Source organism: Kluyvera genomosp. 2, from assembly GCF_036759865.1.
Classification (GTDB): Bacteria; Pseudomonadota; Gammaproteobacteria; order Enterobacterales; family Enterobacteriaceae; genus Kluyvera; species Kluyvera ascorbata_B.
In genome coordinates this window covers 1-23,766 of sequence record NZ_JAPKIA010000014.1, presented here as the reverse complement: position 1 = coordinate 23,766, position 23,766 = coordinate 1, and the positions used below count along the sequence as shown (strand labels likewise).

Below are 23,766 nucleotides of genomic sequence, written 5' to 3'. Positions count from 1 at the left end.
GATAACTGCGTTATTGAGTTCACGCTTTATACGCTGAGGGCACCATGGATAATTTCCAGAAAGAGATCGACGACAGGGCTAATCTGACCCTGTCCAACCGTTTTGAGCTGCTGCTGTTCCGCCTGGGCAAAGCCTCACAGAGCGACGCCTCGGAGCTGTACGGTATCAACGTGTTTAAGCTGCGCGAAATCGTCCCGATGCCGAGCTTCACCCGCCCCGCAGGCATCAAGCCGCCGCTGATGGGGATGGTGAACATTCGCGATCAGATTATCCCGGTTATCGATCTCGCCGCCGTCGCCGGCTGCACCCCCAGCAACGGGCTGAATATCTTGCTGATCACCGAATATGCCCGCAGCGTGCAGGCCTTCGCCGTCGAGTCGGTAGAGAATATCACCCGCCTCGACTGGACGCAGATTCACACCGCCGAAAAAGCGGTAAACGGCAAGTACATTACCAGCATCGCCTGCCTGGACGATCACCAGGAGAGCAACAACCTCGCGATGGTTATCGACGTGGAGCAGATTCTTTACGACATCACCCCGTCAAATCACGATCTGCACGCGAAAGAGCTCAATCCGCGCAAATTCAATATTAAGCCGGGCGCAACCGCCATTGTGGCTGAAGATTCCAAAGTGGCGCGCGCGATGCTCGAAAAAGGGCTGAAGGCCATGGATATCCCGGCGCAGCTGCACGTCACCGGTAAAGAAGCGTGGGAGAAAATTGAGCATATCGCCCAGCAGGCGGCGCAAGAAGGTGTGCCGGTAAGCGACAAAATCGCCCTCGTGCTGACCGACCTTGAAATGCCGGAAATGGACGGCTTTACCCTGACCCGCAAGATTAAAACCGACCCGCGTCTGCGCAATATTCCGGTGGTGATCCACTCGTCGCTGTCGGGGAATGCCAATGAGGACCATATCCGCAAGGTGAACGCCGACGGCTACGTTGCAAAATTTGAGATTAACGAGCTGGCCTCGGTGATTGAGCAGGTGCTAAAGGCACCGGGCGGTAAAACCGACGGCGCGCTGCACGCGGTGTAATCCCCCGTGCCGCAGGCCGCTTAACGGGCAATGGTCCGATCGATACGGCTTATCATGTACGGGAAGAAGGGGTTGGACGACATGCGCATCAGGGCATCCAGTTCAACCACCATCGCCCCGCGTTCGCCGCGCGCGGCCACGGTCCCCAGGCTAATACCGTACTGATTGCGCGGCTGAGGCTCGCGACCGTACAGGGAATCCGTCACCGGGAACGGCAGCGCAATATGCGAAAGCGAGTAAACATCGCGCGGATAATCAATGCCCAGCGGCGCCACGCGCGCATTCATCTGCCCGGCCTCGGTGGTGCGGGCCTCGGTTTGGGTGGTGGTAGGCTCAACGTTCGCCACAACGGTCACGCCGTATTGACGCGGCGGCGCGGGCAGCAGCCGTGAAAGCGCCGCACTGGATGACGCGCGCAGCAGCGGCGTCACGGTGGCGGCCTGGTTAAGGTCAAACAGCACCAGCTCGCTGCCGTTGGCAGTAAGCCGCTCGTATAAGCCGGTCAGCACCGCGTCACTGCTGACCGTCGAATCCATCACCGACTGGAAGGTCAAAATCGGCGGCAGCGCGCTCAGCTTATGCTGTCGCGCCCCTGCCGCTATTTGCTTTTGCAACGCCTGAGTGAGCGCATACGACTGACGTGCGGCGTTGACCGGGAACGAATTATATTTGAACGGGTTATACTCCGGGACAATGCCGAGCCACGCCGCTTTTGCAAACGCCGGGAAGACCGCCGGCCAACCGGCAACGCCGGCAAAACGGGCGAACGACGTAATGCCGATCATCGGCGAAATCAGGACCACCTGCTGCGGCCTGTCCAGCGTCGGGTCATCCAACGCATCCAGCGCATATTTCATCGCCAGCGCCCCGCCGTTGGAGTAACCCACCAGATGCAGCGGGCGATCCTTACCGCTCAGCGCCTTCGCTTCTCTTACCGCCAGCCGCGTAGCGGCCAGCCAGTCCTGCCACGCCACATCCGTTAACGCCCCGGGTACCGTGCCGTGCGCGGGCAGACGAATGGCCACGGCCACGTAGCCCAGTTGCTGATAGTGCATCGCAATATGCCGCATGCTGTAGGGCGTATCGGTTAGCCCATGCAGCAAGACCACCGCACCTTTTGGCTGCCCCTGCGGCTTCAGAACGACAGAACGGTTCCAGTCCATGGAAAAATGACCGGGATAAAGCGGGCTTTGCGCAAAATAGCGGTTAAACGACGCCTGCTGGCTGGCGGGCAATTTGTCGGTTACGTTGGCGCGAACGTCAGCGAAAAGCCGATTTTCCGCGCGGATGTAGCCGTCCCAGGTTGTATTATCGATGGCCGGAGCCTGCATGTCGTGCGGCACAAAGGTATGCCACAGCTGGAGAGGCGGTTTGCTTTGAATGTCGTAAATCCGCGTCCCCAGCACGCCGAGCAGCACAAAAACAACAAATAAAACCATGCGCTTAGTCCATTTCACCAGCATGACGTTGACGCAGCTCCTTAGGGTATCGAGTATTCTGGCTGGCCAACAGAGGCCAGCTTGAGTCAGTGGGTAATAGGGTATTACAAACCAAGAAGGTCGGCCTGAAAAATTCGCCAACCTTCTGAGGAATGCCAGACAGCAACCGCGCTCAGATCTCTTTAAACGCCATCTCAAGCCGGGCCATTAGCGGTTTAAACAGATAGCTCAGGAATGTCCTTTCGCCCGTTTTGATGGTGACGCTGGCCGGCATCCCGGCCTTAATTTTATGGTCACGCAGCAAACGCACCCCCTCAGGTAACACCTGAACTTCAGCCAGGTAATAAGGTTGTTGCGTTACTTTGTCGGTCAGGCGATCGGCGGAAACCGTCAATACCCGAGCCGGTACAGAAGGCAGCAACGCATGGTTTAGCGCGGGGAATAGCACATCGACAGTGAGCCCCGGCGCCAGTTTATCAATCGCATGCACCGGGATTTTGGCATCAATTTGCAACGGCTGACCGGCGGCGACAATGTCCATTAAACGTTCCCCCGGCTGAATCACCCCGCCAACGGTGCTGACCTTCACATCCAGCACAATACCGTCAATAGGAGAACGAATCACCGTGTTATCCCGTTCATGCCGGGTTGACTGCAGCTCATCTTCCAGCATCGCAACCTCTTTTTGCTTAAGCATTAATTCCGACTCCACTTCCCGCAAATACTGATGTTGCACCTGATAGGCCTTGATTCTCATCTCATTTTGCTGCGACTTTAACTTGGCGATATTGAGAATATCCTCTGATACGGTACTGGATATTTCTGCGGCCTCACGTTCCAGTACCATGAGCTGTGCTTTGGGGTAGTAATTTTTCTCACTGAGCGCCCGAACGGCGCCCAATTCTTTATTGATTAGCGTGAACTGACGTTCGCGATAGCCTTTTATTTTATTGAGGTTCTCCGTCTGCCCGGCCAGGCCATCCAGCGTCTCCTCAATCATTGATATCTCATCCTGCACATTTTTCCGGCGAGTTAAAAAGAGCTTCGCCTGCAGCTGCTGACTTTCCAGCAGGCGTTTATTGCCAGCAAAATGCTTGAGCAGCGACGGACTGAACGTGATGTGATCCGCCCCCGTCCTTTCCGCCAGTAAACGATCCTCGCTGGTTTTCGCCGAAATATACTGCGCGCTTAAGGCGCTGTAGCGCATGTCCAGCTGCAACGTATCCAGGCGCATCAGGACCTGATTTTTTTTCACCACATCGCCTTCTTTCATGTAGATATCCGTTACCCGCCCTCCGCTGAGATGCTGGATAGTTTTGCGATTATTCGACACCGTGACGGTACCATCAGCCACCACCCCGGCATCTAAAGGCGCTTTGACGGCCCATAATAAAAAACCGCCTACCGCAATCACGATAACGACCAGACCTTTAATGAGCGGCGGCCAGATATTGGTATCGATAGTGTCGGTTTCCGGCATGGCAGACGCTTTCGGTTTACTTTTCATGATAAGGCCTCGCGAGGGGCGTCATTGAGGGTCTGCACAACGGGATTGTCTGCCGTCGCGGCTTCGGTAGCGGAGACGGATTTCAGAATATTGGCCTGACGTAAATTGGCGAATACCTGCTCACGCGGACCGAATGCCTGCATCGTCCCCTCGTTAATTAGCAGCACTTTGTTCACAACGCCAAGCAGAGTTGGGCGATGAGAGATCAGCGCGACCGTTTGCCCGTGCTCGCGCAGCGCGATAATCGCCTTGATTAACGCCATCTCACCGGCATCATCAAGGTTGGCATTGGGTTCATCAAGAACAATAAAAGCCGGATTATTAAACACCGCTCGCGCCAGACCGATACGCTGGCGCTGACCGCCGGACAGCTGGTAACCATTAGCGCCCAGAGGGGTGTCGTAGCCCTGAGGCAGGCGTAAAATCATGTCATGGACGCCAGCGAGCATGGCTGCGGCAACGATCGGCGGGCTGTCGGTATGGCTAAAGCGGGCGATATTTTCGGCAATCGTCCCTTCGAACAATTCAACATCCTGCGGCAGGTAGCCGATAGAGGGGCCAAGCAATATTTTGTCCCACTGGCAAATGTCCGCCCCGTCAATCCGTACTTTTCCACTCAGCGGCTGCCATACGCCAACCATGAGCTTAGCCAGCGAACTCTTTCCGGAAGCGGAAGGCCCGATAATCCCCAGCACCTCACCTTGTTCGAGTTGGAAAGAAATGTTGCGCAGCGTGGCGATTTTTTGCCCTGGAGGCGCGGCGAAGACCCCTTCAACGCTAATCGTGCCTTTCGGGGTGGGAAGGTTCATTTTCTCTGGCGGGGCCGGATAATCGCGCAATAATGCGGTTAACTGCTTCCAGGCGCTGCGGAACTGCACAAACTGCTTCCAACTGCTGATAACCTGTTCCACCGGGCTCAGCACACGCCCCAGGATGATCGATGCGGCAATCATCAGCCCCGGGGTGATCTCCCCGGCGATCACCAACAACGCGCCAACGCCCAACGATATAGATTGCAAAAGTACGCGGACAAAACGGCTCAGGCTGCTGTATACCGCCGATCTATCGGCAATGTAGGTTTGTAAAATCATCACCTTACTGTGGCCTTCTAGCCAATGCTGCTTCAGGGAAGCCAGCATTCCCATGGCTTCAATAGCATCGGCATTTTGTAACTGCTTATTAAGCCTGCTGCTGTTATTCACGCTGAGCATATTCGCCTGTTGAATCGGATTTTTCGTCGACAATTCGGTTAATAACGTCAGGAAAAATAAAATAATAATCCCCGCAAGCGACAGATAACCTAATATGGGGTGAACCAGAAAAGCGACCAGTAAATAAAAAGGTGTCCAGGGGATATCCAGTAAGGCAAATAAGCTATTGCCTGCCAGCACCTGGCGAATTTGAGCCAGATCGTTTAGCGCCTGCGCCGGATTGTTATCACCGGTCGCAATTTTACGCTTAAACGTGGCGTTAAAGACCAACTGATTCAGCTTTACATCCAGGCGGTTACCGAGCCGGGTCATGACGCTGGAACGCGCGAATTCGATCATCCCAATGACGCAGTATAACCCAATGATTAACAACGTTAGCATGAATAATGTTGTGGTGTTCTGGCTGGCCAGAACACGATCGTACACTTGTAGCATATAAATTGCCGGCGCCAGCATAAGCATATTGATGACACTGCCAAAAAACAGCAGCACAATAAATGCAGGTCGGGTTCCTTTCAGAGCATTTTTCAATTCTGTGGACTTATACTGGCGCGGCATAGTTTACTCCTTATTAAACCAATAAGGTTGTGCTGTTATTACGGCGTTGATGAATTAACCCAGCTGGAAATCATTCAGCTGGATCGAATTAACCGCAGTATTCAACAACGTGATTTTGTCTCCGTTAGTGAAGCTCAGGACCGTTGACGTTCCGCTCGCCGCAATACTGACGTTGCTGGCAAAGTTCGCCGCCGTCAGCCCCCGACCCTGCAGGCTGATCAGATCCTGCCCCTGGTTCGGGTTGCTGTCGAAGTCGGTAATGATGTCCTGGCCAAAGTTAAGGCCGAAAATAAAGAAGTCATTCCCCCCGCCCCCGGAGAGGGTATCATTGCCGCTGCCGCCGTTCAGACGGTCAACGCCGTTGCCGCCCGTAATGATGTTGTTCAGTGCGTTACCCGTACCGGTAAAGCCGCCGGTCCCGGTGAATGCCAGCACTTCAACATTGTCGCTCAGCGTGTAGGTATTCAGGCTGGTTCTGACGGTATCATTGCCGCCATTCACCGCCTCTATCACCCTATCCCCTACATTATCAACAATATAAATATCATTACCGGCCCCACCCGTCAGGGTATCAGCACCCACGCCACCGTTCAGACTATCGTTGCCATTGCCGCCCAGCAGCGTATCGTTACCCGCCAGACCCGACAGGGTATCGTCACCGTCCATCCCGTTCAGCGTGTCGTTGCCGCTGCCGCCGGTCATGGTGTTTGCCAACGCGTTCCCGACGCCGTTAAAGTTCCCCGAGCCGGTAAAGATCAGGTTTTCAACGTTATCGGCCATCACGTAGCTGTTGAGAGAAACCGAGACGGTGTCCGTTCCGCCATTCACGCCCTCAACCACCACATCCCCCAGGTTATCAACGGTGTAGCTATCGTTACCGGTACCGCCGGTCATCTGGTCGGCACCCGCGCCGCCGTTGAGGGTGTCATTGCCGGCTCCGCCGAGCAAAATATCATCACCAGCCAGGCCGGACAGGGTATCGTTACCGTTGCCTCCGTCGAGATAATCACTGCCGTTGGTACCGACGAGCGTCGTTGCGCCGTTACCGCCCACCAGCATATTGCCGACAGTCTGGGTCGACGCAGAGGTCAGTACAACGGAAGGGTTTCCTTCGTCATCGGTCACGGTCACCACAACCCGCAGATTACGGTCCACCGTCAGTAACGTTGGGGTATAGGTGGCGGCCGTAGCCCCCACAATATTGATAAAGCCGAACAGCGTGCTCATTTGCCATTGGTAGCGGAAGTTGTTGCCGTTGGTCAGGCCATCGCCATCGGTGATCCCCGAAACATCGGCCGTCAGCGTCATGTTCCTGGTTGGAGTCAGATCGCTTATCACCGGCAGACCACGGGTCGGAAGATCGCGTGGCCCAACGGCGCTGGTGGCCGCCGAGATCAGCGTTTCGGCATCGCCCATCCGGTCGGTAAAGCTGGCAACCACCCGCAGCTGGGCGCCTGACAAATTATTGCCCACCCGGAATTCGGTCCCCGTCGCCTGGTCTCGCCACTGCCCGCCGATCAGCGCCTGCCAGGTATAAACGATCGGTAAATTACTCACCAGACCGTTACCATCCTGCACATCGGAAGCACTCACGCGCAGCAGATCGCCTGCCGCAGGTGCCTTGTTGTTAATATCGACGTTGCCCGTGGCTTTTTGCGCCGTCACCCACAGCTGTGTGCCATCACCGAACTCCAGCTTCTCGATATTAAGCAGGCGGTCGACGCCGTCACCGTCAGGTAAATTAGCCGATACCGTGGCATGATTGACCGTCAGGCTGCCATCCGGATTACGGGTAAACAGGTAGTTGCCGTTAACGTCGCGGTAGAGCGCAAGGTCAATTTCCCCTTTATTACCGTCGTTGAGGATTTCACGCACAGTATGGAGCTGACCGGGGTTCAATGTGCCGTTAAGCAGTTCAGCCTTGATGTCATTCATACTGTCGACGCTTTTAATCACCGCCCCCAGTTTATCTCTGACCTCAATGCGCACATTCAACCAGGCATCACCATCGATAATGTCATCCCCCGCTTTCCCCATAATGCGGTCACTGCCGCCGCCGCCGAGCAGAATATCGGCGCCATTATCCGGGTTAAGCACCACGCCATTGACCGCATTGTTGATGAGATTGCTGCCGACCACTTTGTCCAGACCGTTTATCCGCGCAACGCCGTCGAGGGTAAGGTTGTTGGACAGCGGCGTCCCCTGTACCGGCGCCGTGCCGATGGGCGCATCGGTACCAATTAACAGATCGTTAAATTTCCAGCCTGATAACCCTTCGACCAGGTCGAAGCGATCGCGCAGAATAAACTCCTGCTGATTGACGAAGATCGGAATACCCAGGTCGGAATTCGCCGCGTTCGGGTCACCTTTATGAATCGCCCAGTCGAAGCCCGCCATCCCGTTGTTACGCTGGATCCCTGCGCCCTGGACCATGATATCGTCGCCGGCCTCGCCGTCGTAGTCGGTATCATTCCCCTGGCCATTCAGCACATCATGGCCCACGATGGTGCTGTTAAAGAACAGCTCGGAATTTTCACCGGCCAGGGTATCGAAGCCATCCCCGCCTTCGATCCAGTCATCGCCTTCGTTGCCCATCAGCATATCGCCGCCGGAGCCACCGAGGATAAAGTCATCATCCAGGCCGCCGAACACCTCCTGCGCATCTTCGCCCACCACGATAAAATCCTTACCGCTGCCGCCGAAGCTCAGGTCGTTGCCGTTACCGCTGAAGATAACGTCGTTGCCCGCATCGCCGTGAAGGAAGTCCGCGCCGCCAACCGGGGTACCGGTGTCGGTAATAATGTCATCCCCATCGCCGCCGTGGACGGTATCCGCCTCATCGCCGCCATCCAGCCGGTCATTCCCTGCGTCTCCCCACAGGCTGTCGATACCTTTACCGCCTATCAGGGTGTCGTTGCCCGCAGATCCGCCCAGCACCACATGGCCATCGCCGGAGTATTTGAGGTAGGCACCATCCGCTTTGCCGTCACCGTCAACATCCGCACCGGCCGCTTTACGGACGACTAATGGCGTCAGAAGGTCTTTTAAGCGATCTCCCCAGAGAGGGTCCGCGCCGACCTGCACCGCCTTGTTCACTTCCAGCGTGTGATCGGGGGTCATAAACAGTTTTGCATGGACGTGAGAGGAACCTTCATCACCCAGATCGCTGTTACGCATGACCAGGGCGGCGAACGAGTTGGCCTCCAGTTGGTTAAGCATGTTTAGCCCCTGAGTTCGACTCAGGTAATAGAAACGGTCGCCGTCCTGTAGCATTTCCATTTGGGTTTCAAAGACAAAGTTGAACGTAGAGCCCAACATGCCGCCGAATTCCATTTTGCGTTCCGCCAGGCCGCCGATCCAGAAATCGACCTTGTTCAGCCCGCTCTCTTTGTTGGCCCATACGCCGGTACTGTTAAAGAAGTCAAAGGCGTCAGCACGGCTAGCGTCGGCATCAGGGCCGAACAGCAGAAACTCAACGGCCGCGCGTTTTGCCTCGATGGTGGTGGCGTTAAGAATCAACTCATGCTGACCATAGGCGGCCATAAAGTTGAGGATCGAGGCCGTATTTTTTAAATGCGCCGCAAAATCTGCCCAGCTGGTATACGGTTTTAATTCGCTATTACCGGTGAGCGTATAAAACTGATCGCGGGCCTGGTTGAGCGTCGGCATAAAAGTGTCGCGGCCGCGAGCAATATTGAGTGCGCCGAGATCGAGCGGCAAACCAACCAGATTATTACGCAGCGCGCCGGTGAGAAACTCATCAATTTCGTTTCCCACCTGGCGGGTCATACCACGGACAATGGCCCCGATGGCCGCATTATTATCCATGGAACCATTGTTATCGAACGCCAGTGGATTAAGAAACGCCTGAATAAGCCCCAGATTGTCACTTTGCATATCGATGCCCGTTCTGTCGACGGTCTCCGTCAGCATCGAGTGACCAAAGCGGTAAACGACGTGGGCAAACTCAGCAAAAATAGCCGGGTTAATATCGGCCGTGTTCGAGAAGACGAAGGGGTCAACCGCAGGCTGTACGGCACGCGCAAACTCTTCAAAGACGAGGTGCTGATACTGCATCTCGGTGGTGAATCGTCCCGCCTGGAACAAATATTCCCCGTTCCAGACCAGCGTGCTGGTATCCGCCGGAATGGCGGTGATTTCATGTCCTGGCATCAGCCATTGGTTAACCAGCCCTACATCACCTGACGCCAGCAGCGTGGTTTTGTACTGCTCAACCAGGCGGTTATGTTCATCATGGAAAACCGAGTGCACCGCAGTTAAGCCAATGTTTTCATTGCCACGCCCATCGCCGGTAATGAAGTGACGATCGAGCAGTTCGTTATCGTAGGTTCCCGCTTCCGTCGTGCCATTAATGACATTATCCGCATCCGGCGCCAGTATCTTAACGCCATCAACCGTGACAAATTTAGGCACCGCAGTGTGCGCAATATCGTCAAGGAAGGCATGGCCGGTGCGCAACGTGTCCGCAGGCAACAGTCCTCCGTTGGCTTCAACCAGACCATGCAGGGTAACAATCTGGACTTTTCCGCCATCGCTCAATATCAGGTTTCCGTAACGGTCGGTTGCCAGCAGCGGCACGTTGGAAATATCCGCATCCGTCAGCTGGATACCGAGGTACTGCAGCGCATGCGCCTTCACTTCGCCCCAGGTCGCAATCCCATGAGCACCGTCCAGCAGTTGGCCCGTAGGCTCCGGCTTACCGTCAATAAAAGTGTATTCCCGCAGGAATATCTGATGCGATGGATGAGAGGTATAGGTCTGGTTTTGGTCGATCCACGGCGTGGTGGTATTGACCGTATTCAGCGTTGCGTCGACTTTCGCCCGGGTGAGGATCATGAAATTTGCCGCGCCCGGGGCCGTGCTATAGAGCGGGTCATCGGGCATCAACGGGATAAACACGATCCCATTTCCGGCTTTCGGAATCAGATCCAGACCGTGGTCAAAGAACTGCCCAAAGAAGGTCATCCAGCCGTTAAAGGCCGGAGATAAACCAATGTCCGGCGAGAGATTCGGAATCGACAAACTGCCGTTCACGCTCCCGCCGCCGCCGGGAGCATCCGCAAGACCCGCGGCCGCTTCGACCGCAGCAGGGTTGTTCGTACTCTGATCGGAGATAATATTGCTAATCATACGCGGGTCAGCATCGTTCACCACGGCGTTCGGGCCCGATGCCAGCAGGTATTGCGCTAAGGTGGGATCGTTGCGGATAGCCTCCAGATCCAGCGGAACGAGTCTTGGCATCGTCTGGTCGGCAGAGCCAAACAGCTCCTGACCGGGTAACAGATTATTCCATGACCCATCAACGGTGCGTATTCCATACGGGAGCAGCGGATCGCCGACAAGCGCGGTGAGCTTATCGCCGTCGATACTGCCATCCGCATTGTTAGCCGATTCGGAGAGTTTGATCTGCTTGAGAATAAACGCCAGGTCATGTAGCGTAACCGTAAAATCATATTGTGCGGCCATACGTCATTACCTCAAAATTGAATCGCGATTAACATTCGTTTTTTATTAACGAACGTTCGGGCAATTACATTCCATCTTACTGAATTAGCTATCGAATGGCGGTTGCATAGATATCCTCCGGGCAACGTTGTTGATGACACGCACGTCCCCGAATGACAGACGCGGGGCCGCGCTGGCGATAAAGGTTAATCACGATGCTGGAGGAAATAATAAAATGACAGCCGAATACCGCTACGCCGAGAATGCATAGGGGGATGCTAAAAAAATAAAATGGGGGCGATGACAATCGTTAGAAAATCTTAATGATTATTTAAATATGTTAGTGAATGTAACGATTTTGTCATGATAAAACTATGGCATGCTGAAAGTCGCTTTCAATAATACTTTAGATTGATTTTCATTTAAATTTGCCACTGTAAAAACAGCAATTTAAACAAGGCGTAAGCGCTGGCTTTAATATTGAGCGTATTGATAACAATAGGTTGTAGATGACGAAAATATCTGGTGCGGGTAAACCGACACACAACTTTCTTCCTCAGTCATAAAACCGATGCGGAGAAGGTAAAAACGGCCGTCAGCAGTCTGCGCTCCAACGGCTAGCCTTTTCCTCCCCACACCGTCTGAACCGCCGGCAACATTATCCAGGGTATTTGACTAAGCGCTGCTTCAGCTCGCCAATGCCTTCTATGTGAGTAGACAGCACGTCTCCCTCTTTTAGCCACACTGGCGCCGGTTTCATCCCCATCGCAACCCCCGGAGGTGTCCCCGTCGCAATAATATCTCCGGGATTCAGCGTCATATAACGGCTTAAATACGCGACAATTTCTGCAACAGGGAAAATCATCTGCCGAGTATGACTGTCCTGGCGGATCTGACCGTTGACCTCAAGCCAGATACGCAGATTTTGCGGGTCGGTGATTTCATCCGCGGTGACCAGGTAAGGGCCTAATGGGCCGAAGGTATCAAAGCTCTTACCCTTATCCCACTGTGAAGACTGAAACTGGAAAGTACGCTCGGAAATATCATTTACCACACAGTAACCCGCTATATAATCAAACGCTTGCTCCTGAGGGATAAATTTTGCTTGTTTACCAATAATAATACCCAATTCAGCCTCCCAGTCGAGTTGACTGGAATGGGGAGGAATTAATATATCGTCATGTGGCCCACAGATTGAACCTGGTGATTTAAAGAATACTACCGGCTCCTGCGGAATGGGCATACCGGCTTCTTGAGCATGATCCCGGTAATTTAATCCTATAGCGATAAATTTCGAAGGTGTGGCAATTGGCGCGCCAATTCGTACTGATTTATCGATTAATTCCAGATTTTCCGGATCCAGTTGGCGAATAGCATCAAGACATTTTCGATCAAGCGTTTGGTGGTCAATATCACCCATCAAAAAAGACAGATCGCGGATATTTCCGTTGTTATCTATCAGCCCCGGCTTTTCTTTACCCACTTCACCATAACGACAAAGTTTCATATTTACCTCTGCTCATTTCGCCTGTTTTAAACTGTCCTCATTATAATATCTTGATATTCATTTGCTCATTATCTTTGCTGATAACCATTATATTTAATTATTATACCTTTGCTATCCCTTCAACGCCGCAGGAAAAACATCGCTAAGCCATTCAATAAACACCCGCAGGCGCGAAGGCAGATGCCGGTTATGCGCATAGACGACGTGGAACGGATACGGCGCCGGACGCCATGGGCTGAGTATCTCCACCAGCGTTCCGCTGGCCAGCGCGTGTCGCAAAGAGTATGTAAAGGTCTGCACAATGCCTAACCCGGCTTCGGCGGCGGCAATATGCGCATTGCTCTCGTTAATCCCGAGGTGATGCTCCGTTTTAATCTCGGTGACAACACCGTTACGTAGAAAGCGGAATGGAAACGCTCTGCCGCTGGCGGGCGACAGATAGCTGACGAGACGATGCCCGTTCTTGAGCTCATCGGGAGAGGCCGGTACACCGTAGCGCTTGAGATAGCCCGGCGTGGCGCAGGTGATTAACGGCGACGCGCCGATTTTTCGGGCGATAAGCGTCGAGTCGTCCATCGGCCCGCCGCGGATAGCGCAATCAAGATTACCGCCGATCAGGTCCGCCGGACGGTCAGCCACCGCCAGATCGAGACGAATATCCGGGTAGCGCGACATAAAATCGGCCAGCAACGGAACGAGAACATCGCGCGCGGTCGAGCCGCCAATCGCGATGCGCAGATGGCCCTTGATGGTTGCCGGCGCGGTCTTAAACGACGCGTCAATCTCATCCAGATCCCGCAGCACGCTCAACGCTTTCTCGTAGTATTCCTGCCCTTCCGGCGTAACGGTTATGCGCCGCGTAGTGCGTTGTAGCAGGCGCGCGCCAAGATGCGATTCCAGCTGCTGGATCGTTTTGCTGATGGTGGCATTGGGCATGTTCAGCGAATCCGCGGCACGCGTAAAACTGTTGGCTTCAACGACCCGGGTAAACACTTTAAGCGCTAAAAATCGATCCATTATGCCCCTTTATCACCAGCGATTATTCACTCACGTAAACAGTGTTTTTCACTTTCGCACATTTTTCTCCCCCCGGCGATGGCGGTAGAGTAGCCCCCGTAGTGAGCAGCCTGGTTATCGCTGTAAGTCGATGACTCAATTGGCATATTTATACTTTAGTTAAGGAAATGCGTCATGAGTAAAAAACTTTCTGGAAAGATAGCGTTAGTCACCGGCGGCAGTACCGGGATTGGTCTGGCAGCGGCGAAAGCGCTGGCGGAACAGGGCGCACGCGTTTATATCACCGGCCGCCGTCGGGAAGAGCTGGACGCGGCGGTCGCTGAAATTGGCACCGCAGCAACCGGCATTCGCGCCGATGCATCGGCGCTGAGCGACCTGGATACCGTCTTTTCCACCATTGCCAGCGAATCAGGTCGTCTGGACATTCTGTTCGCCAACGCCGGCGGCGGCGACATGATGCCGCTGGGTGCCATCACCGAAGAGCATTTTGATCGTATTTTTGGCACTAACGTGCGCGGCGTGCTGTTTACCGTGCAGAAAGCCTTGCCGCTGTTAAGCAACGGCGCGTCGGTGATTCTGACCGGTTCGACGGCAGCGGTAAAAGGTACCGCCAATTTCAGCGTCTACAGCGCCAGTAAAGCCGCAGTGCGCAGCCTGGTGCGCTCCTGGGCAATGGATCTGAAGGATCGCGGCGTGCGTATCAATGTGGTCAGCCCAGGGCCCATTCGCACCCCAGGGCTCGGCGGGCTGGTGCCCGATGAACATCGCCAGGGGCTGTTCGATGCGCTGGCCGCCGAGGTGCCGCTTGGCCGTCTGGGCGAGCCGGAGGAAGTCGCCAAAACCGTCGTCTTCCTCGCTTCGGATGACGCGAGCTTTATTAACGCGGCGGAAATTTACGTCGACGGCGGATTAGCGCAAATCTAAGCCCCTTTCTCGTCGCCATTTTGACTGCAGGCCCGTCCTTAACGCCGGGCCTTCAGCGATTGGGCAGCGGGCGGCAAATCAGCACCATGGCCAGCGCGCTGCAGAGCGGAAACAGCGCCAGCAGCAGCCACGGATAAATCGCCTGCACCGACGGGACCAGCGCCGCATCCAGCAGGTGACCAAAGGCTAAATTCCCCACCAGCACCGCCACGCCACCGGCCGTCGCGAGCGCGCCATAGTGTGCGCCCAGCGTCGAATCGTCGGCAAAACACGGGATCAAATCCTTGGCCGCCGGCACCAGCAGCATTTGCCCCAACGTCAGCAGCGTGACCAGACAGATGGCGGGCACAAAACGCAGCCACCCTTCCGGCGGCATGCTGGCGGCAAACATCGCCACGCTGGCAAAGGCGGCAGACAACAGTAAAAACCCCACCGGCAGAATGCGAACCGCCCCAACCCTGCGCGCGAAACGCGCCAGCGGCAGCTGAAAGGCAATAATCAGCACCGAGGCGAGCATAAACAGCGGCCCGAGATCTTTCTCACTGCCGCCCGCGCGTTGAATCTCTACCGGCAGCGCCAGGTAGAGCTGGTTATAGCTCAGCAGCCACGAACTGTAGGCAATAATAAAGGCGACAAAACGCGGCTGACGAAACGTGGTCCACCACGGCAGCACGTTGAGCGGCCGCCTTTCCTGCTGCGCCAACGGCAGACAAAAAAAGAGCACCACCAGCGCGACGACAAAGACCCCGGCCCCCATCAGCGCCACCTGGCGGAATCCCAGCCCCGTCAGCAGCGCGCCCGCTGCGGGCCCCAGCACCGCACCCAGTTCACCGCATACGGCGAACAGCGCGAACCACTCGGCGCGGCTGCGTTTGCCGCTCGCCTCGCTCTGGGTCCCCGCCCTGGCCAGCAGCGCTTCAATCGACGGTGAGAACAGCGCGCCGCCGACGCCGGTGAGACATGCCCCCACAATAATGGGCCACAGCGATTCGCCAAAGGCCAACAGCAGATAGCCCACCACGCGAATCACGCAGCCGCAGAGGATGACCGCGCGCGCGCCGAAGCGATCGGAGAGCGCACCGCCGACAATAAACATGCCCTGCTGCGAGAACGTACGCAGCCCCAGAATCAGCCCGATAAGGCCGCCGGAGAGCAGCATATCGTCGCGAAGGAATATCGCCAGAAACGGGACGACCGCGTAAAAGCCAATATTGAAAATGAACTGGCTGCCCAGTAACACGGGCGGCCAGAGCTTAACCGCAGGGCGCAGGGAAAATGACCGCATCACAATCGCCCGGCGTTAAACGATAAAGTGAATGTGTTTTTTGCCATGGAACCGGGAGATCTCAATTTTCGTTTTCACCCGGAAAACGTCCCACAGCAGCGTTTCAGTGAGAATATCCTGCGGCGTACCGGTCGCCACAATTTGCCCTTTCTGCATCACGATCAGTGAGTCACAGAACATGGCGGCGTGATTGAGATCGTGGATGGCGACAATGCTGGTGACCGGCAGCTCGCTAATCAACTGCATTAGCTGCATCTGGTGATGAATATCGAGGTGGTTAGTCGGTTCATCCAGCAGGATTTCCGTCGGCGTCTGCGCCAGCGCGCGGGCAATATGCACCCGCTGGCGCTCCCCCCCGGACAGGCTCAGCCAACCCTGATCGCTTTTTTCCAGCATATCAACCCGCTGCAGCGCTGCGGTGACGGTTTCGTCGTCGTGGGTACTCCAGTTCGAAAACGGAGAATGGTGCGGAATTCGCCCCAGCTTGACCACGTCGCGCACGCGCATATTGGCATCGGTCATGCCGTGTTGTTCAACAAAGGCTACCCGGCGAGCAAGCTGCTTTTTGCCGATCCGCGCCATATCTTTCCCGTCCAGCGTCACGCTACCCGCATCCGGGCGACGCAGGCCCGCAAGGATGCGCAGCAACGAGGATTTACCGCAGCCGTTAGGGCCAAGCAGGCCAACGGTTTCGCCGCGAACGGCGCTTAACGACACCCCATTCACGATAACCTTTTTACCCACCTTCCAGGTGATATTGTCCGCAGAGATGCTCATCACTTAGTCCTTGAACGGTAGATAATCACGGCAAAGAAAGGCACGCCGACCAGCGCCGTGACTACGCCCACCGGCAGGCTTTGTGGCGCAATCAGCAGGCGCGAGGCGATATCCGCCAGCACCATCAGAATCGCCCCGGCCAGCGCGCAGGCAATCAGCAGCGTGCGGTGCAGCGGGCCAAAAAAGAAGCGCATCACGTGTGGCACCACCAGCCCGACAAAGCCTATCGAACCGGCCATACTGACGATCGTCGCGGTAATCAGCGCGGTGGTGGTAAACAGGATCAGCCGCACCCAGGGCACGGCAATCCCCAGCGAGGCGGCGGCATCATCACCAAAGGTAAAAGCATCCAGCGCGCGGGAGTAGTAAAGGCAGACGGCCAGCCCGACCAGCACCACGACCAGCACCAGTTGAAACTCCGGCCAGCGCACGCCGCTAAAACTGCCCAGCAGCCAGAACATGACATCGCGGGCCTGCTGCGCGCTGGCCGACGTGCTGATGGTGTAGGCGGTGATGGCATTAAACAGTTGAGAGGCCGCAACGCCGGCCAGAATAGTCCGTTCGTTACCGCCGCGCGCGCCGTTGGTTAAAAAGGCCACGAAGGCAAAGGCGGCAAACGCACCGGCAAAGGCACCAGCCGACAGGGAAACCGCACCGGTCCCGACGCCCAGTACCACGACCGACACCGCCCCCGTTGACGCGCCGGCGGAAACGCCCAGTACGTAAGGCTCCGCCAGCGCATTCTTCAGCAAGCTTTGCAGCACCGCGCCGCAAATCGCCAGCCCAGCGCCACAGCAGGCCGCCACCAGCGCACGGCTGAGACGGAAGTCCCAAATCACGCTTTCATAGATGCGGTTGAGCGGGACATCGGTCAGCCCGAGCTTATTGCCAATCGCGTAAAAAACGCTTTCCAGCGGGATCGACAGCTCGCCGACGCTAACGCCAACGGCAATGACCAGCAAAAGCAGGCACAAAGAAAGCAGGCACGAGGAGGTCAAAAACAACCCCTGGCGCGATTGCAGCACGGTTGCGGTCATTAATTCAGCCCCAGCTTTCTCAGCTGTTCACCCACCTGTTCAGCGCCGTAGAGGGTTCTGATGGTCGGGTTCATCGCCTGGCCGTCCATCACCACGATATGGCCTTTTTTCACCGCGTCCAGCTGGCTGACGGCCGGGTCACTTTTGAGGAATTTAATTTTCTCCTCCGCGTTATCCAGCGCCCAGCGGTTGCGGTCAAGGCTGGAAACCACGATCACATCCGGATTTGCCGCGATAATGCTTTCCCAGCTCACCGTCGGCCATTCGGTTTCAGAGGTAATGGCGTTATGCCCGCCCAGCACGTTAGCAATAAAGCCGGAGGCGCTATTTTTACCACCGACGTAGGCATCGGCAGAAGGCGATGCGCTAGAGAACCAGAAGACGAAGGAGAGATCTTTTTTATGCTTGCCGAACTCTGCGCGCAGGTCGTTTTCACGTTTTTTGAAATCGGCAACAACCGCAGCACCCTTCTCCTGGACATTAAATATCGTGGAAAAATCTTCAATCTCTTTATAGAGATAGGTCATATCCCACAGTTTCTGACGGCTACCGTACATGTCGCCGGCGGCCTTTTTAGTCGCACACATTCCGGGGGACAAATAGCTGTTTACGCCCACGGTCGCAAAATCTTCGCGTTTAGCGACCTTGCTTTCCGGGCCCAATAACAGCGGCAGCTGCGCGGCAACAAAGTCCGGATTTTGCGCCAGGACGGATTCCAGCGTCGGAATTTCCACCGTCAGCAGCTTAATTTTTTCATTCTGCTCCGCCAGCGATGGCAGTACCCGGGTTGGCCAGAATGCGCTGGCGACGACATTTTTTTGCAGCCCCAGCAGCAGCAGAATTTCCACGGTATTTTGCCCCAGCGCCACCACGCGCTGTGGCGCCTGGGTAAACGTCTCTTTATACCCGCAGTTTTCGATGGTCAAAGGATAGGTCGTGGCCAGAGCAGAACTGATTGACGCCAGCACCATGCCTAACGCGCAGAGGGTCTTTTTCATTAACGCTATCCTTCATTAAAATTATTGTGGGAAATATTGCAGGCGATCTTTTAATGTAAATGAAACTCATTACTGAGGCCGAGTTTTATACAATGACCGATATAACGTGTCAATGAGATATGGTGGCGGACGAAACGCCCGCCAGACGAGCGCGCGAGTTAGCTCAGATTCGCCGTAAAGCGGCTGCAAAAATCGAGATAGGCGCGTATGGCCGGAGCCGGATAATGCTGGGGGGGATAAACCAGATGAATGTGCTGCTCGGGTAAGGGATAGTCCTCAAGAAGGCCGACCAACCGCCCCTGCGCGATATCCTCATTCACCATAAACGGCGGCAGTTCGCTGATAACATCCCCGCTCAACACGCGCTGGTAGAGATGCGCGTAGTCATTGGTCATCAGTATCGCCGCAGGATGAACGGTTTCACCACCGAGGGACCAGACGCTTGGCCGCCAGGCGCTGGCATTCCACACCGCGCAGGGATAGCGGCTCAAATCAGCGGGTGACTGCGGCCGCCCGTATCGCTCAACTAACGAAGGTGCCGCGACCAGCTGATGCCGCCAGGAAATAACCCGTTTGGCGACCATCGTTTCGTGTTCAATCGCCCCGACCCTTAGCGCCACATCAATGCCGTCGGCAACGAGATCGACACGGCGTTCGGTGGTTTGCACAAATAGCCGAATCCCCGGATAGCGCTGCTGGAACTGCGCCAGCAGCTCCCACCAGACTGTCATTGCCGGGGGATTGATAAGCGTAAATAGCCGCTAATCTGCCGCTCATCATGCTGGCTTGCCAGCTGTGCGCCCTTGAGGATATCGACCCCGGCGCTGGCCTGCTGATAAAAATGCATCCCCGCCACCGTGAGCTTAACGCCGCGTACGGAGCGCTCGATAAGCTGGAGATTAAGTGAATCCTCCAGCGCGCGTACCCGCCGGCTTAAGGTGGGCAGCGGGATCCCCGACTGCTGTGCCGCTTTACTCAGGCTGCCTGCGCGCACCACGTACACAAACATCTCCACGGCGTTCAAATCCATATTCGCAACCTCTCATTAATGGAAGATTTGTTCTCATATAACGCCATATTGCAATCGTTAATGAAAGGCTATTGTTTGTGCAGACGGTTAATAACCGTTCCGACTCACCGACTCACCGAACTGGAGCACATCATGAAAGCATATGTTATTGAACGTACCGGCGGGCCAGAAGTATTAACGCTACGCGACATTGACAGCGTAAAGCCGCAGGCCAATGAGGTTCGCATCCGGGTACGCGCTTTTGGCCTCAACAAAGCGGAAGCCTACCTGCGCACCGGGAAAATGGGGCCGATTGATGCCCCTCGCGTACCCGGCATCGAAGCCGTTGGTGAGGTAATTGAAGACCCGGCCGGCGTTTTCCATCCGGGCCAGCGCGTCGCCACGCTGATGGGCGGAATGCAGTTCGATCGTCACGGCAGCTATGCCGAAGAAGTGACGGTACTGCGCAGCAACGTTATTGACCTCGACGATGCGCCGCTAAGCTGGGCGGAGCTGGCAGCCTTACCGCAGGCGTTTTTAACCGCATGGGGCGCGCTGGATCACAGCCTTCACATCCAGGCTGGGCAGACGCTGCTTATTCGTGGTGCAACCTCCACGGTGGGCCTGGCCGCAACCAGCTATGCGCAGCACGCGGGGCTGACGGTGATTGCGACGACGCGTCGCACAGAACATACCGCCGCTTTACGGCAGGCCGGGGCGAGCGAAGTGGTGATTGATGACGGCAACATCGGCGCTCAGCTGAAATCACGCTACGGCCAGGGGATTGACGCCGCGCTGGAAATTGTTGGCGCGTCGACGTTACCTGACACCGCCAGCGCGCTGCGCCCCTTCGGGCATCTGACCACCATCGGCCTGCTGGGTGGCGCGCCGATACTCAACCAGTTTAATTTGATGAGCGATTTGCCACCGGCGGTCAGCGTAAACTTCTTCCCGAGCCAGCTCTTTGGTACGCCAGCCCTGCCCCTTACCGCCTCCCCTCTGGCGCGGATTGCAGGCGATATTGCCAATGTAGCGCGGCGCATAAATTGCGAAACTTTGACAGCTAAAATTGGATCGCCGCAGACGTTCTAACTTTAAGTGACATTGAAGCGATTATGGATGTTAGTCATGTTGCCGCTGGTAAAGCGGCTACATGAAATTGGTCACAAACTGGGAGAGACAGACATACTACTGGGGAATTTTTTGTAAAGAGTGGATATACCTATTCCATATTGCACAGAAACTTCCTTGTGAGTTTTACCAGACTTCAGAGCTGACTCGCATCTATTCCAATCGTCATCCGTAAACTTAGGCCTACGGCCACCCACACGCCCTCTAGACCGAGCAACGGCAAGTCCCGCCAGAGTTCGTTCACTATTGAGATCGGACTCATATTGCGCAGCTGAGAGAATATTGCGGAAGTTATACCGCCCACTGGCGGTGCTCAAGTCAACGCCATCCGTAATAGAACGGATGTTAACATTGCGCTCAGCCAGACTCTGAAACGTCAACAGAGCATGGAGCACATTGCGTCCAATACGATCCAGTTTCCAGATGACCAGCTCATCGCCAGGCTCTAGCATCTCAACTACTTTCTTCAATATTGGTCGATTCGTCTTACGGCCAGAGGCCTTCTCTTCAAAAATTAACTTACAGCCAGCAGCTCTGAGCGCCTGCATCTGAAGCTCGGTGTCCTGATGGTTACTTGATACTCGTGCATACCCAATAATCATAAAGCGGTCTCCTGTTCATCTCACAATTCGTCAGTAGAACCAGGTTACCAGGTTTTCTCTTTTGACGAAGAAATTCGCAGGTGTCCCACTAAAGGTTGGTTTGAAAGGAGCTGCAAAATGTGATGTCGGAACTGCCGCAGGAACGGTAGCCGCTGGTGATGATTCACGTTTTGGTTTGATGATTGGCGTTGGTCAGACATGGCAGGACGTTACTGGCAACAGGGCGCTTTCTGTCACTTACACAAATAGCACCGGAAAGCCCATCATGGTGTTTGTGTCTGTCACAGTAAACGCGACATCTCCATCATCAATACTTAGCGTTAACAATGTTTCGGTGTCTATAGCGGCGGGATCGTCATGGCCGACCAACTTCATTATGCGCGGCGTTCTGGTGACAATTGTCCCTGCCGGAGCTACATACCGTGTAGATGGCGGTTACTCATTGTCAAACTGGAGTGAATTACGATGAAATACTTCAAAGACGAAGCCGGTACCATTTACGCGTACGAAGATGATGGTAGCCAGGATGAGCTTATTGGGGATAAAACACCGTTGACCGTAGAGCAAGTTGACGCGCTGCTCAATCCGCCGCCAACACCTGAGCAACTGATTGCGCAGGCTGAGCAGCAGAAAGCAGCGTTAAAAGCTACGGCAGATGCTGAAATAGAGTGGCGACAGTACGCGGTTAGCAAAGGAATTGCGACAAACGAAGAGTCTGCCGCCTTGGATGAATGGAGTCTGTATCGAGTGCGACTGATGCGCATTGATACTTCAAAAGCCCCCAATATTGAATGGCCAGCGCTTCCTGTTTAAATCGTTAGTGATGGCGGCAGCGTCTGGCTGCCGTCACCTGCTTTGATATATGCGCGAAGTGCTTTCCGATAATTGGTCCACGCGGCCAGTTCCGCCTTCACATCTTCTTCCGTCGTTCCCGCATAGTCTGCATCTTCGATCTGCTCGTTCAGTTCGGTGATAACAGCAGTCGCACGGTCATAGCCAACTTGAGCTGTAATCAGATTATCTTCCGGAGTTGGCACATACACAGGCGCAGCAAATACCCCATCCGCATATGTCCATCCGTCATCAGGCTGAGGGTCTGCGCCTGATACATCAACAAATCGAAGATCATGATGATACAACTCGCTAATATCAACGCCCCCTGGAACATCAACGAGCTCAGCAACGATACCACTTTCAATTCGTGCATATTTCATGCGTAAATCCTCACGTATACGATCCCATCGGCACCAGGCATTGTCTGAGCACCACTCGTCGCCAGGCTACCACCACCACCACCGCCCGGAGCGCAAGATACGGTGTTTGATGTGTTATTTACACCGCGGTTGCCGCCACCCCAATATGAGTCACCGCCATGACCATCACCAGGCGCAGCAGTTAATGCGGGACCATTATTACCGAAGCCACCTTTGATATTGACGTCCCCACCAACACCATCACCACCAATGCCGCCCGCATTGGATGACGAGCCTTTCTCACCACCAGTAGCAGAGACTATCGAACCAAAGGATGATGTCTGGCCGTTTGAGTTGGCGACGCCAGCCCCTACCGTTACGGCGATTGTTGAGCCGGTGATAGTTGATCGGTCAACCAGCTTTATTGCTGTTCCTCCTGCGCCACCGCCTGGCCCGCATTTAGAAGAGTCGGGACCACCAAGACCTGAACCACCCGCCCCGGTAACCACGACCTCAAAGAATTTTGCATCATCTGGGAAGGTCCAGTTCGTTACCCCTGCCGTTGTGAAAGCTTTTGTCCCAATAAGACGACCTACAGTGCTAGTTCCCAGCCCTCCTACCAAACCAAGATTTGAGAGAGCTGTCGCTACCGCAGCTGCACCATCAGCTTTAATGTCAGCAAATGGATTGCTACGAGTCAGGAACAACTTTTTCATCGCCGCAAGGAGTTGGGCATGATTCGCTTTATCGGGGTCTATCCCAGCCTCTTTAAGCACATTAAGAAACTCCGACTGGATAATGTTGAACCAGTCAGGGCCGGGCCAGGTTGGAGGGACACCATTGCCACCCTCGGTAAAAAAAAGTGGTGTGGAACTAACAACCGGCTTCACGGCCGGCATAACCGGAACGGCTGAATTATTATCAACAAAATACATCGTTGAACTCCTCAGGAATAAATATATTCATAGCCCGTACCGCCGAGCCGATATTTAGAAAGAACGCATTCAAGAGCACTAGGGAAGGTGCGAACAAGTTCCTGATATGAGATCATCATATTCATCCGGAGCG

Annotated in this window: 20 protein-coding genes; 5 read left to right on the top strand and 15 right to left on the bottom strand. The window is 55.1% G+C overall.

Going from position 1 to position 23,766, the window contains the following annotated elements; translation table 11 throughout:
* Positions 1–44 precede the first annotated feature (44 nt).
* Entirely contained in the window at positions 45–1,037 is a 993-nt protein-coding gene (locus V6942_RS15805) for a chemotaxis protein (RefSeq protein WP_106924334.1), read from the top strand.
* Between the two features lie 20 nt (positions 1,038–1,057).
* Here V6942_RS15805 and V6942_RS15800 read toward each other — a convergent pair whose 3' ends face one another.
* The 6 genes from V6942_RS15800 to V6942_RS15775 all read right to left on the bottom strand — a co-directional run bounded on the left by V6942_RS15800 (position 1,058) and on the right by V6942_RS15775 (position 13,742).
* Entirely contained in the window at positions 1,058–2,500 is a 1,443-nt protein-coding gene (locus V6942_RS15800) for an alpha/beta hydrolase (protein ID WP_420107851.1), read from the bottom strand.
* 148 nt (positions 2,501–2,648) lie between these two features.
* Positions 2,649–3,983: an HlyD family type I secretion periplasmic adaptor subunit gene (locus tag V6942_RS15795; RefSeq protein WP_106924332.1), complete on the bottom strand. Its 1,335-nt coding sequence runs from the start codon at positions 3,981–3,983 to the stop codon at positions 2,649–2,651.
* Positions 3,980–5,752, bottom strand: coding sequence for a type I secretion system permease/ATPase (locus V6942_RS15790; RefSeq protein ID WP_106924331.1), 1,773 nt, complete (start codon positions 5,750–5,752; stop codon positions 3,980–3,982). Before V6942_RS15790 ends, V6942_RS15795 begins: the two co-directional genes overlap by 4 nt.
* Before the next feature lie 54 nt (positions 5,753–5,806).
* A complete protein-coding gene (locus V6942_RS15785; RefSeq protein WP_182967436.1) occupies positions 5,807–11,239 on the bottom strand; it encodes a peroxidase family protein in 5,433 nt (1,810 codons plus the stop codon).
* Between the two features lie 637 nt (positions 11,240–11,876).
* Positions 11,877–12,725, bottom strand: coding sequence for a fumarylacetoacetate hydrolase family protein (locus V6942_RS15780; RefSeq protein ID WP_333501462.1), 849 nt, complete (start codon positions 12,723–12,725; stop codon positions 11,877–11,879).
* Positions 12,726–12,836: 111 nt separating this feature from the next.
* Positions 12,837–13,742 carry a LysR family transcriptional regulator gene (locus V6942_RS15775; RefSeq protein WP_182930278.1) on the bottom strand — a complete coding sequence of 302 codons (906 nt, stop codon included), beginning with the start codon at positions 13,740–13,742 and terminating at the stop codon, positions 12,837–12,839.
* A 174-nt stretch (positions 13,743–13,916) separates the two neighbouring features.
* Between V6942_RS15775 and V6942_RS15770 the strand changes: the two genes are divergently transcribed.
* Entirely contained in the window at positions 13,917–14,666 is a 750-nt protein-coding gene (locus tag V6942_RS15770; protein WP_106924327.1) for an SDR family NAD(P)-dependent oxidoreductase, read from the top strand.
* Positions 14,667–14,718: 52 nt separating this feature from the next.
* On the opposite strand, the gene V6942_RS15765 is transcribed toward V6942_RS15770, so the two are convergent.
* The 6 genes from V6942_RS15765 to V6942_RS15740 all read right to left on the bottom strand — a co-directional run bounded on the left by V6942_RS15765 (position 14,719) and on the right by V6942_RS15740 (position 19,793).
* Positions 14,719–15,951 (bottom strand): MFS transporter, encoded by a 1,233-nt coding sequence (locus tag V6942_RS15765; RefSeq protein WP_333501461.1) that lies wholly within the window; start codon positions 15,949–15,951, stop codon positions 14,719–14,721.
* A 15-nt stretch (positions 15,952–15,966) separates the two neighbouring features.
* The gene (locus tag V6942_RS15760) at positions 15,967–16,728 is read right to left on the bottom strand and encodes an ABC transporter ATP-binding protein (RefSeq protein WP_106924325.1); all 762 of its coding nucleotides are present in this window, start codon (positions 16,726–16,728) and stop codon (positions 15,967–15,969) included.
* The gene (locus V6942_RS15755) at positions 16,728–17,765 is read right to left on the bottom strand and encodes a FecCD family ABC transporter permease (RefSeq protein WP_106924324.1); all 1,038 of its coding nucleotides are present in this window, start codon (positions 17,763–17,765) and stop codon (positions 16,728–16,730) included. Before V6942_RS15755 ends, V6942_RS15760 begins: the two co-directional genes overlap by 1 nt.
* Entirely contained in the window at positions 17,765–18,763 is a 999-nt protein-coding gene (locus V6942_RS15750; RefSeq protein ID WP_333501460.1) for an ABC transporter substrate-binding protein, read from the bottom strand. Before V6942_RS15750 ends, V6942_RS15755 begins: the two co-directional genes overlap by 1 nt.
* A gap of 158 nt (positions 18,764–18,921) precedes the next feature.
* Positions 18,922–19,494: a substrate binding domain-containing protein gene (locus V6942_RS15745; protein WP_333501459.1), complete on the bottom strand. Its 573-nt coding sequence runs from the start codon at positions 19,492–19,494 to the stop codon at positions 18,922–18,924.
* On the bottom strand, positions 19,491–19,793 hold the full coding sequence (locus tag V6942_RS15740; protein ID WP_333501458.1) for a LysR family transcriptional regulator: 303 nt from the start codon (positions 19,791–19,793) through the stop codon (positions 19,491–19,493). The genes V6942_RS15745 and V6942_RS15740 overlap by 4 nt, the downstream gene beginning before the upstream one ends.
* Positions 19,794–19,925: 132 nt before the next feature.
* Between V6942_RS15740 and V6942_RS15735 the strand changes: the two genes are divergently transcribed.
* On the top strand, positions 19,926–20,864 hold the full coding sequence (locus tag V6942_RS15735; protein ID WP_333501457.1) for a zinc-binding dehydrogenase: 939 nt from the start codon (positions 19,926–19,928) through the stop codon (positions 20,862–20,864).
* A gap of 71 nt (positions 20,865–20,935) precedes the next feature.
* Here V6942_RS15735 and V6942_RS15730 read toward each other — a convergent pair whose 3' ends face one another.
* Entirely contained in the window at positions 20,936–21,505 is a 570-nt protein-coding gene (locus V6942_RS15730; protein WP_333501456.1) for a recombinase family protein, read from the bottom strand.
* A 61-nt stretch (positions 21,506–21,566) separates the two neighbouring features.
* On the opposite strand from V6942_RS15730, the gene V6942_RS15725 reads away from it, so the two are divergent.
* The gene (locus tag V6942_RS15725) at positions 21,567–21,974 is read left to right on the top strand and encodes a hypothetical protein (RefSeq protein WP_333501455.1); all 408 of its coding nucleotides are present in this window, start codon (positions 21,567–21,569) and stop codon (positions 21,972–21,974) included.
* Positions 21,971–22,318, top strand: a complete 348-nt coding sequence (locus tag V6942_RS15720) for a tail fiber assembly protein (RefSeq protein ID WP_333501454.1) — start codon at positions 21,971–21,973, stop codon at positions 22,316–22,318. Before V6942_RS15725 ends, V6942_RS15720 begins: the two co-directional genes overlap by 4 nt.
* On the opposite strand, the gene V6942_RS15715 is transcribed toward V6942_RS15720, so the two are convergent.
* Both V6942_RS15715 and V6942_RS15710 read right to left on the bottom strand, forming a co-directional pair.
* On the bottom strand, positions 22,315–22,719 hold the full coding sequence (locus V6942_RS15715) for a hypothetical protein (protein ID WP_333501453.1): 405 nt from the start codon (positions 22,717–22,719) through the stop codon (positions 22,315–22,317). The genes V6942_RS15720 and V6942_RS15715 overlap by 4 nt on opposite strands.
* On the bottom strand, positions 22,716–23,633 hold the full coding sequence (locus tag V6942_RS15710) for a hypothetical protein (protein WP_333501452.1): 918 nt from the start codon (positions 23,631–23,633) through the stop codon (positions 22,716–22,718). The genes V6942_RS15715 and V6942_RS15710 overlap by 4 nt, the downstream gene beginning before the upstream one ends.
* Between the last annotated feature and the right edge of the window lie 133 nt (positions 23,634–23,766).

What these genes read in the sequence shown, in the direction of transcription:
- V6942_RS15770 (WP_106924327.1), top strand. Translation starts at nt 13,917, where the DNA reads ATGAGTAAAAAACTTTCTGGAAAGATAGCGTTAGTCACCGGCGGCAGT.
- V6942_RS15710 (WP_333501452.1), bottom strand. Translation starts at nt 23,633, where the DNA reads ATGTATTTTGTTGATAATAATTCAGCCGTTCCGGTTATGCCGGCCGTG.
- V6942_RS15735 (WP_333501457.1), top strand. Translation starts at nt 19,926, where the DNA reads ATGAAAGCATATGTTATTGAACGTACCGGCGGGCCAGAAGTATTAACG.
- V6942_RS15785 (WP_182967436.1), bottom strand. Translation starts at nt 11,239, where the DNA reads ATGGCCGCACAATATGATTTTACGGTTACGCTACATGACCTGGCGTTT.
- V6942_RS15715 (WP_333501453.1), bottom strand. Translation starts at nt 22,719, where the DNA reads ATGAAATATGCACGAATTGAAAGTGGTATCGTTGCTGAGCTCGTTGAT.
- V6942_RS15805 (WP_106924334.1), top strand. Translation starts at nt 45, where the DNA reads ATGGATAATTTCCAGAAAGAGATCGACGACAGGGCTAATCTGACCCTG.
- V6942_RS15800 (WP_420107851.1), bottom strand. Translation starts at nt 2,500, where the DNA reads ATGCTGGTGAAATGGACTAAGCGCATGGTTTTATTTGTTGTTTTTGTG.
- V6942_RS15760 (WP_106924325.1), bottom strand. Translation starts at nt 16,728, where the DNA reads ATGAGCATCTCTGCGGACAATATCACCTGGAAGGTGGGTAAAAAGGTT.
- V6942_RS15795 (WP_106924332.1), bottom strand. Translation starts at nt 3,983, where the DNA reads ATGAAAAGTAAACCGAAAGCGTCTGCCATGCCGGAAACCGACACTATC.
- V6942_RS15780 (WP_333501462.1), bottom strand. Translation starts at nt 12,725, where the DNA reads ATGAAACTTTGTCGTTATGGTGAAGTGGGTAAAGAAAAGCCGGGGCTG.
- V6942_RS15730 (WP_333501456.1), bottom strand. Translation starts at nt 21,505, where the DNA reads ATGATTATTGGGTATGCACGAGTATCAAGTAACCATCAGGACACCGAG.
- V6942_RS15740 (WP_333501458.1), bottom strand. Translation starts at nt 19,793, where the DNA reads ATGGATTTGAACGCCGTGGAGATGTTTGTGTACGTGGTGCGCGCAGGC.
- V6942_RS15720 (WP_333501454.1), top strand. Translation starts at nt 21,971, where the DNA reads ATGAAATACTTCAAAGACGAAGCCGGTACCATTTACGCGTACGAAGAT.
- V6942_RS15745 (WP_333501459.1), bottom strand. Translation starts at nt 19,494, where the DNA reads ATGACAGTCTGGTGGGAGCTGCTGGCGCAGTTCCAGCAGCGCTATCCG.
- V6942_RS15765 (WP_333501461.1), bottom strand. Translation starts at nt 15,951, where the DNA reads ATGCGGTCATTTTCCCTGCGCCCTGCGGTTAAGCTCTGGCCGCCCGTG.
- V6942_RS15750 (WP_333501460.1), bottom strand. Translation starts at nt 18,763, where the DNA reads ATGAAAAAGACCCTCTGCGCGTTAGGCATGGTGCTGGCGTCAATCAGT.
- V6942_RS15790 (WP_106924331.1), bottom strand. Translation starts at nt 5,752, where the DNA reads ATGCCGCGCCAGTATAAGTCCACAGAATTGAAAAATGCTCTGAAAGGA.
- V6942_RS15775 (WP_182930278.1), bottom strand. Translation starts at nt 13,742, where the DNA reads ATGGATCGATTTTTAGCGCTTAAAGTGTTTACCCGGGTCGTTGAAGCC.
- V6942_RS15755 (WP_106924324.1), bottom strand. Translation starts at nt 17,765, where the DNA reads ATGACCGCAACCGTGCTGCAATCGCGCCAGGGGTTGTTTTTGACCTCC.